The sequence below is a fragment of the Streptomyces sp. NPDC003300 genome (genome assembly GCF_040610915.1).
GTDB lineage: Bacteria > Actinomycetota > Actinomycetes > Streptomycetales > Streptomycetaceae > Actinacidiphila.
In genome coordinates this window covers 370,749-383,468 of sequence record NZ_JBEXNE010000002.1, presented here as the reverse complement: position 1 = coordinate 383,468, position 12,720 = coordinate 370,749, and the positions used below count along the sequence as shown (strand labels likewise).

Annotated in this window: 9 protein-coding genes; 1 reads left to right on the top strand and 8 read right to left on the bottom strand. The window is 72.4% G+C overall.

All coding sequences use genetic code 11. The annotated features are described in order from the left end of the window. Positions 1 to 114: 114 nt before the first annotated feature. Complete coding sequence (locus ABZX65_RS04210; RefSeq protein WP_355334341.1) at positions 115 to 1,008, bottom strand: TIGR01777 family oxidoreductase; 894 nt, start codon at positions 1,006 to 1,008, stop codon at positions 115 to 117. A gap of 73 nt (positions 1,009 to 1,081) precedes the next feature. Here ABZX65_RS04210 and ABZX65_RS04205 point away from each other — a divergent pair, with 73 nt between their 5' ends. Next, positions 1,082 to 1,582, top strand: a complete 501-nt coding sequence (locus tag ABZX65_RS04205) for a GNAT family N-acetyltransferase (protein ID WP_355334338.1) — start codon at positions 1,082 to 1,084, stop codon at positions 1,580 to 1,582. A 98-nt stretch (positions 1,583 to 1,680) separates the two neighbouring features. Here the strand turns inward: ABZX65_RS04205 and ABZX65_RS04200 are convergent, their stop codons facing one another. The 7 genes from ABZX65_RS04200 to ABZX65_RS04170 form a co-directional block, all read right to left on the bottom strand. Next, a complete protein-coding gene (locus ABZX65_RS04200) occupies positions 1,681 to 2,193 on the bottom strand; it encodes a DUF4240 domain-containing protein (RefSeq protein ID WP_355334336.1) in 513 nt (170 codons plus the stop codon). Between the two features lie 119 nt (positions 2,194 to 2,312). Then, positions 2,313 to 3,203 carry a GNAT family N-acetyltransferase gene (locus ABZX65_RS04195; protein ID WP_355334334.1) on the bottom strand — a complete coding sequence of 297 codons (891 nt, stop codon included), beginning with the start codon at positions 3,201 to 3,203 and terminating at the stop codon, positions 2,313 to 2,315. Between the two features lie 448 nt (positions 3,204 to 3,651). After that, the gene (gene aceE / locus ABZX65_RS04190) at positions 3,652 to 6,318 is read right to left on the bottom strand and encodes a pyruvate dehydrogenase (acetyl-transferring), homodimeric type (protein WP_355334331.1); all 2,667 of its coding nucleotides are present in this window, start codon (positions 6,316 to 6,318) and stop codon (positions 3,652 to 3,654) included. Between the two features lie 226 nt (positions 6,319 to 6,544). After that, positions 6,545 to 7,183, bottom strand: a complete 639-nt coding sequence (locus tag ABZX65_RS04185) for a GntR family transcriptional regulator (RefSeq protein WP_355334328.1) — start codon at positions 7,181 to 7,183, stop codon at positions 6,545 to 6,547. A 162-nt stretch (positions 7,184 to 7,345) separates the two neighbouring features. Next, entirely contained in the window at positions 7,346 to 9,142 is a 1,797-nt protein-coding gene (gene sucB, locus ABZX65_RS04180; RefSeq protein WP_355334326.1) for a 2-oxoglutarate dehydrogenase, E2 component, dihydrolipoamide succinyltransferase, read from the bottom strand. A 51-nt stretch (positions 9,143 to 9,193) separates the two neighbouring features. Continuing rightward, a complete protein-coding gene (gene lpdA / locus ABZX65_RS04175) occupies positions 9,194 to 10,582 on the bottom strand; it encodes a dihydrolipoyl dehydrogenase (protein WP_355334324.1) in 1,389 nt (462 codons plus the stop codon). Positions 10,583 to 10,820: 238 nt separating this feature from the next. Next, a complete protein-coding gene (locus ABZX65_RS04170) occupies positions 10,821 to 12,326 on the bottom strand; it encodes a leucyl aminopeptidase (RefSeq protein ID WP_355334322.1) in 1,506 nt (501 codons plus the stop codon). Positions 12,327 to 12,720 lie beyond the last annotated feature (394 nt).

The following is a 12,720-nucleotide window of genomic DNA, read 5'->3' as shown; positions in this document are numbered from 1 at the left end:
CTCTCCGGCCCGGTCGCCAATCCGGCCGCCGCCCGCGCGACGGCCCGCCGCTCGCGAGCCGCCCCTCCGCCCGCGCGACGCCCCGCCCCGCCGTCGTAGGCGCCGCGGCAGCGGCTATTCGGCGAGAGCCGCCGTCACGGCCTGGGCGAATTCGGGAAAGGCGAAGCGGAAGCCGGAGTCCAAGAGGCGCTTGGGGCGGACCCGTTGGCTGCCGGTGACGTCCTGGGCCAGTTCGCCGAGGACCAGGCGCAGGACGGACTCCGGGACCGCGGCCACGGTGGGGCGGTGCAGGACGCGCCCCATCTCGGCGGTGATCTCACGGTTGGTCAGCGGCTCGGGCGCGGTGAGGTTGACCGGCCCGGACAGATCGGCCGTGTCCAGCGCGTAGCGAATGGCGGCCACCTCGTCGTGCAGGGCGATGAAGCTCCAGAACTGCCGTCCGTCGCCCAGGCGTCCGCCGAGCCCGGCCTTGAACAGCGGGAACAGCCGCGCCCACGCGCCGCCGCCCTTGGCGACGACCAGGCCCGTACGGGGGTGGACGGTACGGATGCCGGCCGCGCGGGCGGGATCGGCCGCGGCCTCCCACTCCTGGCACAGCTCGGCCAGGAAGCCGCTGCCCACCGGGCTGTCCTCGTCGACGGCCGTGTCGCCGGTGTCGCCGTAGATGCCGATGGCGCTCGCGCTGACCAGGACCCGAGGCGGGGTGTCGAGCGCGGCGGCGGCCTTGGCGACGGCGCCGGTGCCGAGCACCCGGCTGTCCACCAGCTCCTTCTTGCGGCTGTCGGTCCAGCGGCGGTCGCCGATCCCGGCGCCCGCCAGGTGCACGACGGCCTCGCAGCCCTCGAGACCCGCGGTGTCCACCGTGCCGCGCGCCGGATCCCAGCGCACCTCGGCGGGACCGACGGGCGCGCGCCGCACCAGCCGTACGACGTCGTGGCCGTCCGCGGCGAGCGAGCGGGACAGGGCGGAGCCGATCAGACCGGAGGAACCCGTGACTGCGATACGCATAGTCGCATTGTGCCCGCCGACGGCCCGGGACGTCCGATGCCGGCTCGCGGCGCGCCATGGCACAGTGACCGGCATGACCTCAGCGACCGTCCGGCCCGCGACCCGCGCCGACGACTCCGCCCTCGCGGCGCTCGACGCCCGTACCTGGTCCCCGCTGCACTCCGTAGAGCCAGCCCCGGCGCCCGGCGCCGCCTTCTACGGCTCGCCCGACGGACACCGGTACGTCCTGGTCGCCGAGGCCGAGGGCCGGCTGGCCGGATATCTCAAGCTGGTCCCGCCGACCGCCCTGGCCTGCAACGCGCATGTGCGGCAGATACAGGGTCTGGCCGTCGACACCTGGGCGCGCGGGCGCGGCATCGCGCGCACGCTGATGGACGCCGCCGTCACCGAGGCGCGGCGGCAGGGCGCCGTCCGGATCACCCTGCGGGTGCTGGGGCACAACGCCCCGGCCCGGCGGCTCTACGAGTCGGTCGGCTTCGCCGTGGAGGGCGTGCTGCCGGGGGAGTTCCTGCTGGACGGCGCCTACGTGGACGACGTCCTGATGGGCCGGGCGGTCGACCTCACGGCGGTCTGAGCCGACAGAACCGCGCCGCCAGAGCCCCGTCGACAGAACCGAGCCGAGCGACAGAGGCGCGCCGACAGAACCGACAGAACCGCGCCGCCAGAACCGGCTCAGCCGAAGCGCGACCACAGCTGCGGATACCGCTCCGCCATCGCCCGCTCATCGTCCATGTCCAGCGACTCGCCCTCCGGCTGCTCCGGCTGCGCGAGTTCGAGGTCCGGCAGCCGGACCCCGGTGAGCTGCTCGTACGCCTCGTCCGCCGCGTAGCCCAGATCCTCCGCGTCGCCGTCCGTCTCCGGGTCGAACTCGGTGACGAGGAAGGCCAGGTCGTCGGGGGCGGCCAGACCGCCCTCGAAGACATGGCGGCCCTGGCCGATCAGCCAGCAGCGGAAGTAGTCGAAGGACTCGTCGTCCGCGCCGCCCAGCATGATGTCGGCGGCGCCCCACAGATCCCAGCGGAAGGCCCGGACGAACCGGGTCTCGAAGTGCCGGGCGAAGTCCACCACGGAGTCCGGGTCGAGCTGGGCCAGCCGCTCGATCAGCAGGTCGGCATGCTCCTCCGGATCGCCGTCCGCCGCCTCTCGCGTACGGTCGACGATCTCCCAGAACTCCGTCTCGTCCATCACTGGTCCAGCTTCCCGGTTGCCGCGCGCACCCGCACGCGGAGTGCCCCGGATGCGCCCGTGTCGTTACGGACTCCATCCGTGCGGGGTGGGTCGCCCACTGTACGAGGTCCGGGGGGTCAGCGCCGACCGAGGGTGAGCTGGTACTCGACCGTGCGGCGCAGCGGCCGGAAGCCGAGCGCGGTGTTGAGGGCCAGCATGTGCCGGTTGTCGTCGGCGTTGTCCGTCTGCACGGCGGTGAGCTGCGGGAATTCCTCCCGTACCCGGCGCAGCATCTCGGCCTTCACCCACAGCCCGAGGCCGTGGCCGCGGTGCGCGGGGAGGACGGCCGTGTCGTACTGCTGGGCGGTGCCCGCGCCCTCCGCCGGTATCACCAGCTCGGTGTAACCGGCGACGGAGCCGTCGAGCGCGTCCACCGCGGCGACCGTCAGCAGTTGCTCGCCGCGCCGGGCGATCACCTCGGCGGCCTCGCGGACCGCGGCCACGTCCCAGCGCACCTCGCCGAAGTCCATGGCGCCGGTCGGCATGTCGTCCATGGCGCGCCGGGCGTCCGCGAAGCTCTCGGCGAGCACGTCGGGGACGACCCCGTCCCAGGACGTCAGCCGGTAGCCGGGGTGCGGGACGTCGGGGAGCTTGTGGATACGGTCGGGTACGTCGTCGAGCGCGAGCCGCTGCCAGGTCAGCCGCAGGACCGGATGGAAGTCGCGGGTGGCCAGAAATCCCTCGTGCGGGGTACCCGCCATGACCTCGGTGACCACGCTGCGGCAGCCCGCCTCGGCCGCGGCCTCGGTCACCGTGGACAGCAGCCGCGAGCCGGTGCCCAGCCGCCGGTAGGCGGGGTGGACGGTCATCCTGACCTCGGCGAGGTGGCTGCGCCCCGGTTCGCTGAACAGCCGCAGGGTCGCGGTGGCCACCGGCTCCTCGTTCGCGTTGCGCACCAGCCACAGCAGCAGCCTGCTGCGGTTCCCCGTCGTCGTCAGCTTCGCCTGGAGGGCGGTGGCGGACAGCACGGGCTCACCTGGCCGGTCGTGTGCGAGAGCGGCCGACTGCACCCGGTGCCAGGCGCGGAAATCCTCGGCGGTCGGAGCCGTCAGAGGGCTGGGATTTGGTGGCATCCGAGGGAACGTAGCCGGTAGCTGTATGCGCCCGCAATCTCTTTCCGGCCAGGACGGGAGCGGGCGCTAGCCGATTCACACACCTCTCGCGTTCCACCGGGCCGCACCCGTACCGCCGCACATCCCGTACGGTACGGGCCGCGCGCGGTTTCGCGGGCTCTGCGGAGGGCCGCCGCGGCCGGTGGCACGGGGTGACTCGCGGGTGGCCGGAAACGTCTGCTGAAACCTATGAATATTCTCTGAGGCGGATACGGCCGCGCGGGGTGCGAAGGTCCGCGCGCGGCCGTACCAGGGCTGTTCGGGGCGCGGACGGGACGCGTACCGCGCCCGTCCGCCATCGGCCTTACAGGCCGTACCGCTCGGCGGCCTCCTTGACCGTCTCGGGCTTGATGTCGCCGCGCCGGGCGAGCGCGGCGAGCGCCGCGACCACCAGCGACCGCGGGTCCACCCCGAAGTGGCGGCGGGCCGCGTCGCGGGTGTCGGACAGGCCGAAGCCGTCGGTGCCCACCGACGTCCAGTCCTGCTCCACCCACTGCGCGATCTGGTCGGGCACCGCCCGCATCCAGTCGCTGACCGCGACCACGGGACCCGGCGCGCCTTCCAGCGCCCGCGTCACGTACGGCACCCGCTCCTCGCCGCGCAGCCGGGCCGCGTCGCACTCCAGCGCCTCGCGCCGCAGCTCGGTCCAGGACGGCGCGGACCACACGTCGGCGGCCACACCCCACTCCTGCGCCAGTATCCGCTGCGCGTCCAGCGCCCAGTGGATCGCGGTGCCGGACGCCAGCAGTTGCAGCCTGGCCGCGTCCGCCGCCGGGTCCTGCGCCTGCTGGAAGCGGTAGAGGCCCTTGAGGATGCCGTCCTCGACGCCCTCGGGCATCGCGGGCTGCACCTTCGGCTCGTTGTAGACCGTCAGGTAGTAGAAGACGTCCTCGGCGTCCGGCCCGTACATCCGCCGCAGACCCTCGCGGACGATCACCGCGACCTCGTACGCGAACGCCGGGTCGTACGAGAGCGCCGCCGGGTTGGTGGAGGCGATCAAGTGCGAGTGGCCGTCGGCGTGTTGCAGGCCCTCGCCGGTCATCGTGGTCTTGCCCGCGGTGGCGCCGATCACGAAGCCGCGGCCGAGCTGGTCGGCGAGCGCCCAGAACTGGTCGGCGGTCCGCTGCCAGCCGAACATCGAGTAGAAGATGTAGAACGGGATCATCGGCTCGCCGTGCGTCGCGTACGCGGTCGCGGCGGCCGTGAAGTCGGCGAGCGAACCGGCCTCGGTGATCCCCTCGTTGAGGATCTGACCGTCCTTCGCCTCCTTGTAGTACAGGAGTTGGTCGCGGTCGACCGGGTCGTACGTCTGCCCCTTGGGCGAGTACAGACCCGCGGAGGGGAACAGCGACTCCATGCCGAAGGTGCGGGCCTCGTCGGGGACGATCGGCACCCAGCGGCGGCCGGTCTCCTTCTCCCGCATCAGGTCCTTGACCAGCCGCACGAACGCCATCGTGGTGGCGATCTCCTGCGTGCCTGAACCCTTCTCCAACGCCTTGTACGCCTTGTCCGGCGGCAGCGGCAGCGGTTTGGCGACCACCTTGCGGGCCGGGGCGAGACCGCCGAGCGCCGCCCGCCGCTCGCGCAGGTACCGCACCTCGGGCGAGTTCTCCCCGGGGTGCCAGTACGGGACCACGTCCGCGTCCAGCGCGCTGTCCGGGATCGGCAGCTCCAACAGGTCGCGCATCGTACGGAACTGAGCGCCCGTCAGCTTCTTCATCTGGTGGTTGGCGTTGCGCGACTCGAAGCCCGCGCCCAGCGTCCAGCCCTTGACGGTCTGCGCCAGGATCACCGTCGGCGCGCCCTTGTGCTCGACGGCCGCGCGGTAGGCCGCGTAGACCTTGCGCGGCTCGTGCCCCGCGCGCGAGCTCTGGAACAGCTCGGTCAGCTTGGCGTCGGTCAGCCGGGCGCCGATCGTGCGCAGCGAGGGGTCCGCGCCGAAGAAGTGCTCGCGCAGATAGGCCGCGTCGCGCGTGGCGTACGTCTGGAACTGCGCGTCCGGGACCTCGCGCAGCCGCTTGAGCAGCGCGCCGTCCACGTCCTGGGCGAGCACGTCGTCCCAGGCCGCGCCCCACAGCGACTTGACCACGTTCCAGCCCGCCGCGCGGAACTGGGACTCCAGCTCCTGCACGATCTTGAAGTTGGGGCGGACCGGGCCGTCGAGCCGCTGGAGATTGCAGTTGATGACGAAGGTGAGGTTGTCCAGGCCCTCGCGGCCGGCCAGCGCCAGGGCGGCGGTCGACTCGGGCTCGTCCATCTCGCCGTCACCGAGGAACGCCCACACGTGGGAGTCCGAGGTGTCCTTGATGCCGCGGTGCTCCAGATAGCGGTTGAACCGCGCCTGGTAGATCGCCGACAGCGGGCCGAGGCCCATCGAGACGGTGGGGAACTCCCACAGCCAGGGCAGCCGCCGCGGGTGCGGGTACGAGGGCAGGCCGTCGCCGTTCGCCTCCTGGCGGAAGCGGTCGAGCTGGCCCTCGGTCAGCCGCCCGTCGAGGAACGCGCGGGCGTAGATGCCGGGGGAGGCGTGGCCCTGGAGATAGAGCTGGTCCCCGCTGCCCGCGCCCTCCTTGCCCCTGAAGAAGTGCTGGAAGCCGGTCTCGTAGAGCCAGGCCGCCGAGGCGAAGGTCGCGATGTGGCCGCCGAGGCCCAGGCGGCTGCCGCGGGTGACCATGGCCGCCGCGTTCCACCGGTTCCACGCGGTGATCCGCGCCTCCAGTGCCTCGTCGCCCGGGTAGGCGGGCTCGGCGGAGGTCGGGATCGTGTTGATGTACTCGGTTTCGAGCAGCGACGGAAGCCCGACGCCCGCCCCGGCGCTTTCCAGGGTGCGACGCATCAGATACGCGGCCCGGTGCGGACCGGCCGCCTTGGCGACCGCCTCCAGCGACGCGAGCCACTCCGAGGTCTCTTCCGGGTCGCGGTCCGGGATCTGGTCGAGCTGGCCCCGCGGGGGGCGTACGTCGTCGGGCATGGGTGCCGCCTTCGAACGGAGGTTGGGGGTGGGGAATGCGCTTGTCGGCACGACAGGGCTGTTCCCCACCGACGACGATACGCCGACGATCGATGATCGATCAATGGCTTCCGGGCCAGTAATTCCAAGACGGCACGGGGTGCCAGACCTTAAGGCACGGGGTGCCTCGGCCTTGTGGCCTTGCATGTCACGGAAACCGCCGGCCGCCGGGGCCGCGGGGGTGTCGTCAGACCTGGGGAGCGCAGCTCAGGACGTGGGACTTGATGAGACCGCAGATGTCCGGGTCACGGCGTACGAAGGCGTCGACTATGTCCTGGTGCTCGGCCGCGTACGGGCGGGGCTCCGGGCTCAGCCAGCGGATGGACAGCGTCGTCCAGACCTCGATGCCCAGCGACTCCCAGGCGTGCAGCAATACGGCGTTGTCGGCCGCGCGCACCAGCTCGTGGTGGAAGGCGACGGTGTGTCTGACCTGGGCCTCGCTGTCCAGGGCGGCGTCGGCGTCGCGCAGGGCGGCCACCTCGCGCTCGAGGGCGGCGGGGTCGGCGGCGAGCCGGGCCGCGGCCAGTTCCGCGGCGACCTGTTCGAGCCCGGCGCGCACCGGATAGCTCTCCTTGAGGTCGGCGGCAGTCAGGCTCCGTACGCGTACGCCCTTGTTCGGCGCGGACTCGATCAGCCGCAGCGTCTCCAGCTCCCGCAGCGCCTCCCGCACCGGCGTCTGGCTGACCTGGAGCTCCACCGCGATCCGGCGCTCCACGATCCGCTCGCCCGGCTTCCAGCGCCCGCTCACGATGCCTTCGAGGATGTGCTCCCGGATCTGCTCACGCAGGCTGTGGACGACCAGGTGCTGGACGACGGCAGGGGCCATGGGGCGCTCCTTCACGGTTTGCGTGACATAGACGATACGACCAGGAAGCGGCGCTGCCTCCCCGCAGGCCGCTGCGGGGGCCCGCCGGGACGCGAAGGAGCCCCCGTCCCGGAAGAGGGACGGGGGCTCCGTCATACACGCCGTACAGGCCCGTGTGCGGCCTTACAGGCCCAGCTCGACCTCGAACTCGCCCGCTTCGAGGATCTCCTTGACCGCCGTCAGGTAACGGGCGGCGTCCGCGCCGTCCACCAGCCGGTGGTCGTAGGAGAGCGCCAGGTACGTCATGTCCCGGACGCCGATGACCGTGCCGTCGGGGGTTTCGACGACCACCGGGCGCTTGACGGTCGCGCCGACACCGAGGATGGCGGCCTGGTTCGGCGGCACGATGACCGTGTCGAACAGCGCGCCGCGCGAACCGGTGTTGCTGATCGTGAAGGTCGCGCCCGCCAGGTCGTCCGGGGTGATCTTGCTGGCCCGCACGTTGCCCGCGAGCTCCGCGGTCTTCTTGGCGATACCGGCGATGTTGAGGTCGCCCGCACCCTTGATGACCGGGGTCATCAGACCGCGCTCGGAGTCCACCGCGATCCCGATGTTCTCGGAGTCGAAGTAGGTGATCGTGCCCTCGTCCTCGTTGATCCGGGCGTTGATGACCGGGTGGGCCTTCAGCGCCTGGGCCGCCGCCTTGACGAAGAACGGCATCGGGGACAGCTTCACGCCCTCACGGGCCGCGAAGGCGTCCTTCGCCGCGTTGCGCAGCCGCATCACGCGGGTCAGGTCCACCTCGACGACGCTGGTGAGCTGCGCCTGCGAGTGCAGGGCCTTCATCATGTTGTCGCCGATGACCTTGCGCATCCGGGTCATCTTGACCGTCTGGCCGCGCAGCGGCGACACCGAGGGTGCCGCCTTCTGGGCCGCGGCGGGCGCCGGCTTCGACGCGGCGGCCTTGGCGGCCTCCGCGGCGGAGATGACGTCCTGCTTGCGGATGCGGCCGCCGACGCCGGTGCCGCGCACCGAGCCGAGGTCCACGCCGCTCTCCGAGGCGAGCTTGCGGACCAGCGGGGTGACGTAGGCGCCGTCGTCACCGCTGGTGGCGACGGGAGCCGGGGCGGCGGGCGCGGGTGCGGCGGGCGCGGGAGCCGGTGCGGCGGCGACAGGCGCGGGGGCCGGTGCCGGAGCGGCCGGTGCGGGAGCCGGTGCGGCGGGGGCGGGAGCCGCGGGGGCCGGGGCCGGAGTCGGGGCGGGTGCCTCGGCGGGAGCCGGGGCCGCGGGCGCGGGCGCCGCGGCCGGGGCGGCACCAGCGGCGCCGACCACGGCCAGCTTCGCGCCGACCTCCGCGGTCTCGTCCTCCTGGACCAGGATCTCCAGCAGGGTGCCCGCCACCGGCGACGGGATCTCGGTGTCGACCTTGTCGGTCGAGACCTCCAGCAGCGGTTCGTCGGCCTCGACGCTCTCGCCGACGGCCTTCAGCCAACGGGTCACGGTGCCCTCGGTGACGGACTCACCGAGCGCGGGCAGGACGACGTCGGTGCCGCTCGCGCCGCCGCCACCGCTGGCCGCCTCGGCGGTCGGGGCGGGCGCGGGCGCCGCCTGCTCGGTGGACGGAGCCGCCTGAGCGGGCTCGGGAGCCGCAGGTGCCTGGGCGGGCTCGGGAGCCGCGGGTGCCTGGGCGGGCTCGGGCTCGGCCGCCGCAGCCGGGGCAGCCGCGGGCGCGCCGCCGCCGCTGCCGTCGTCGATGACGGCCAGCTCGGCGCCGACCTCGACCGTCTCGTCCTCGGCGACCTTGATGGACGCGAGCACGCCGGACGCGGGGGAGGGGATCTCGGTGTCGACCTTGTCGGTCGAGACCTCGAGCAGCGGCTCGTCGGCCTCGACGCGCTCGCCCTCGGCCTTCAGCCAGCGGGTGACAGTGCCCTCGGTCACGCTCTCGCCGAGCGCCGGCAGGGTTACGGAAACCGCCATGGTTGCGGTTACTCCTAACGATCTGTGCGGATGGGGTGGCGTGGAGGAGGGTCAGTCGTGCGAGTGCAGCGGCTTGCCCGCGAGGGCCAGGTGGGCCTCGCCGAGCGCCTCGCTCTGGGTCGGGTGCGCGTGGATGAGCTGCGCGACCTCGGCGGGCAGCGCCTCCCAGTTGTAGATGAGCTGGGCCTCGCCCACCTGCTCACCCATCCGGTCACCGACCATGTGGACGCCGACGACGGCGCCGTCGCGCACCTGGACGAGCTTGACCTCGCCGGACGTCTTGAGGATCTTGCTCTTGCCGTTGCCCGCCAGGTTGTACTTCAGCGTGACGACCTTGTCCGCGCCGTACAGCTCCTTGGCCTTCGCCTCGGTGATGCCGACGGAGGCGACCTCCGGGTGGCAGTACGTGACGCGCGGGACACCGTCGTAGTCGATCGGCACGGTCTTGAGACCGGCCAGCCGCTCCGCCACGAGGATGCCCTCGGCGAAGCCGACGTGCGCGAGCTGGAGCGTCGGGACCAGGTCGCCGACGGCCGAGATCGTCGGCACGTTGGTGCGCATGTACTCGTCGACCAGGACATAGCCGCGGTCCATCGCGACGCCCTGCTCCTCGTACCCCAGGCCCTGCGAGACCGGGCCGCGGCCGATGGCGACCAGCAGCACCTCGGCCTCGAAGGTCTTGCCGTCCGCCAGGGTGACCTTCACACCGCTGTCGGTGTACTCGGCGCTCTGGAAGAAGGTGCCCAGGTTGAACTTGATGCCGCGCTTGCGGAAGGCGCGCTCCAGCAGCTTGGAGCTGTTCTCCTCCTCGACCGGCACCAGGTGCGGCAGACCCTCGACGATGGTCACGTCGGTGCCGAAGGACTTCCACGCCGAGGCGAACTCGACGCCGATCACGCCGCCGCCCAGGATGATCGCCGACTGCGGCACCCGGTCCAGGACCAGCGCGTGGTCGGAGGAGATGATCCGGTCGCCGTCGATGGTCAGGCCCGGCAGCGACTTCGGTACGGAACCGGTCGCGAGCAGGACGTGCCGGCCCTGGATCCGCTGGCCGTTCACATCCACCGAGGTGGGGGAGGACAGCTTCCCCTCGCCCTCGATGTACGTCACCTTGCGCGAGGCCACCAGGCCCTGGAGGCCCTTGTACAGGCCCGCGATCACGTCGTCCTTGTACTTGTGGACGGCCGCGATGTCGATGCCCTCGAAGGTGGCCTTCACGCCGAACTGCTCGCTCTCGCGAGCCTGGTCCGCGATCTCACCGGCGTGCAGCAGCGCCTTGGTGGGAATGCAGCCGTTGTGCAGACAGGTGCCCCCGAGCTTGTTCTTCTCGATCAGGGCGACGTCCAGTCCCAGTTGCGCGGCACGCAGCGCGGCTGCGTAGCCGCCACTGCCGCCGCCGAGGATCACTAGGTCGAAAACAGTGCTGGCGTCGTTCGCCACGTCACGTCCTCCATGCATGGGTTCGCCGGAGCCGGTCCACCATGACCGGGCGGCGGCTTTGGTTCGGCCGCTTTGTCTAAAAGGGGGCCCTGTCGTGCCGAACCACATCTTCGCACTTGTTCGCGGCGGACGGGTCATCGGCCTGTGGGGTGAGACCCGTCGAATACGGCCCCGGACGCGCCGTCCGGGGCCGTAAGTGACCTATCTCACCTGTTCGGAGCAGGGTGCGGCGCGGCGGTCAGAGGAGATCGCCGTCCGCGGCCTGGTGGGCCAGGCTGAGCAGGGTGCGGACCGCGGTGCCGGTGCCGCCCTTGGGGGTGTAGCCGAAGGGCGCGCCCTCGTGGAAGGCGGGGCCCGCGATGTCCAGGTGGGCCCAGGTGATGCCCTCGCCGACGAACTCCTTCAGGAACAGCCCCGCGATCAGGCCGCCGCCCGGCCGCACACCCATGTTGGCGATGTCGGCGGTGGGGGAGTCGAAGGTCTTGCGCAGCTCCTTGGGGAGCGGCATCGGCCAGGAGTCCTCGCCCGCGGCCAGCGCCGCGGTGTGGATCCGGGTACGGAAGCCGTCGTCGTTCGACATGATGCCGAACCGGCCCTCGCCCAGCGCCAGCACCATCGCGCCGGTCAGCGTCGCCACGTCGACGATCGCGTCCGGGGCCTCCTCGGAGGCGCGGGCCAGCGCGTCGGCCAGCACCAGACGGCCCTCGGCGTCGGTGTTCAGCACCTCCACCGTCGTGCCGCTGTACATCTTCAGCACGTCGCCGGGGCGCGTGGCGCCGCCGCCCGGCATGTTCTCGGCCAGCGCGAGCCAGCCGGTCACATTGACCTCGAGGCCGAGCTTCGCGGTCGCCACGACCGCGGCGAACACCGCGGCGGCGCCGCTCATGTCGCACTTCATCGTCTCGTTGTGCCCCGGCGGCTTCAGCGAGATGCCGCCCGAGTCGTACGTGATGCCCTTGCCGACGAAGGCGAGGGTACGGGTCGCCTTGGCGTGGGTGTACGCCACCCGGACCAGCCGGGGCGGCGTCGCCGAGCCCTGGCCAACGCCGAGGATGCCGCCGTAGCCGCCCTTGGCCAGCGCCTTCTCGTCCAGCACCTCGACCTTGAGGCCGTGCTCCTTGCCCGCGGCCTGTACGGCGGCGGCGAACGCCTTCGGGTTCAGGTCGTTGGGCGGGGTGTTGATCAGGTCGCGCGCCCGGTTCACCTCGGCGCCCACCGCGACGGCGCGGGCCGCCGCGGCCTTGTGCGCCTTGTCGCGCGGCTTGGCACCGGTCACGGCGACCTCGCCGAGCGTGCCCTTGCCGTTCTCGGCCTGGTACGTGGTGAACGCGTACGCGCCCAGCAGCGCGCCGGTGGCGACCGCTTCCAGGTCCGCCGGGTCGGCGGCGGGCAGCGCGAACGCCGCCTTCTTCGCGCCGCCGAGCGCGCGGGCGGCGACGCCCGCGGCCCTGCGCAGCGCCTCGGCGTCGAAGCCGGTGCCGTCCTCGGGGGTGTCGCCGAGGCCGACCGCGACCACCACCGCGGACTTCAGGCCCGCGGGTGCCGGGAGCTTGGTCACCTCGCCGTCCGCACCCGAGGCGCCCAGCGTCTCCAGTACGGCGGCCAGCTTTCCGTCGAACGCCTTGTCCACCGCCTCCGCCCCCGGTGCGACCTTGGGGCCCTTGGCCCCTTTGGTCACGCCCACGACGACGGCGTCCGCACGCAACGCTGCGGCGGAGGAGGTACTGAGTGTCAGAGCAGTCACGGTGGAGGGGGTCCTATTCGGTCGAGGTCCTGTGCTGCGGCCGGTTGGTTGGCCCGGCCCGGCCCCGGGCATCGTATTCCGCCACATCAGCGGGGCGGCACGCGCCCGTTGCCCAATCCCCGACCCTACGCCTGCGGCGCGCTCCCCCACCCACCCCTCTCCCGCCACTCCTCCCCGCCCCCCACCTGCCGCCGCGTGCGCGCGCTCACCCACGACGCTTCGGCAGGTCATGACCCGCCCCGGGGGGCAATCCGGTTGTTCCCGGATCACCCGCCGGTGTGGGCTGGTCGCGCAGTTCCTCGCGCCCCTGGTGGGGCGCGCTGTCTTTTGTCCGGGTGGCGGGCCGGTCTTTTCAGGGGCGCTGGGAACGCTGCCGCGGGTCACCACCCGCCTC

Excerpts from the sequence above, each read along its gene's own strand:
- ABZX65_RS04210 (WP_355334341.1), bottom strand. The coding sequence starts at position 1,008 with ATGCGTATCGCAGTCACGGGTTCCTCCGGTCTGATCGGCTCCGCCCTG.
- ABZX65_RS04205 (WP_355334338.1), top strand. The coding sequence starts at position 1,082 with ATGACCTCAGCGACCGTCCGGCCCGCGACCCGCGCCGACGACTCCGCC.
- ABZX65_RS04200 (WP_355334336.1), bottom strand. The coding sequence starts at position 2,193 with ATGGACGAGACGGAGTTCTGGGAGATCGTCGACCGTACGCGAGAGGCG.
- aceE (WP_355334331.1), bottom strand. The coding sequence starts at position 6,318 with ATGCCCGACGACGTACGCCCCCCGCGGGGCCAGCTCGACCAGATCCCG.
- ABZX65_RS04185 (WP_355334328.1), bottom strand. The coding sequence starts at position 7,183 with ATGGCCCCTGCCGTCGTCCAGCACCTGGTCGTCCACAGCCTGCGTGAG.
- sucB (WP_355334326.1), bottom strand. The coding sequence starts at position 9,142 with ATGGCGGTTTCCGTAACCCTGCCGGCGCTCGGCGAGAGCGTGACCGAG.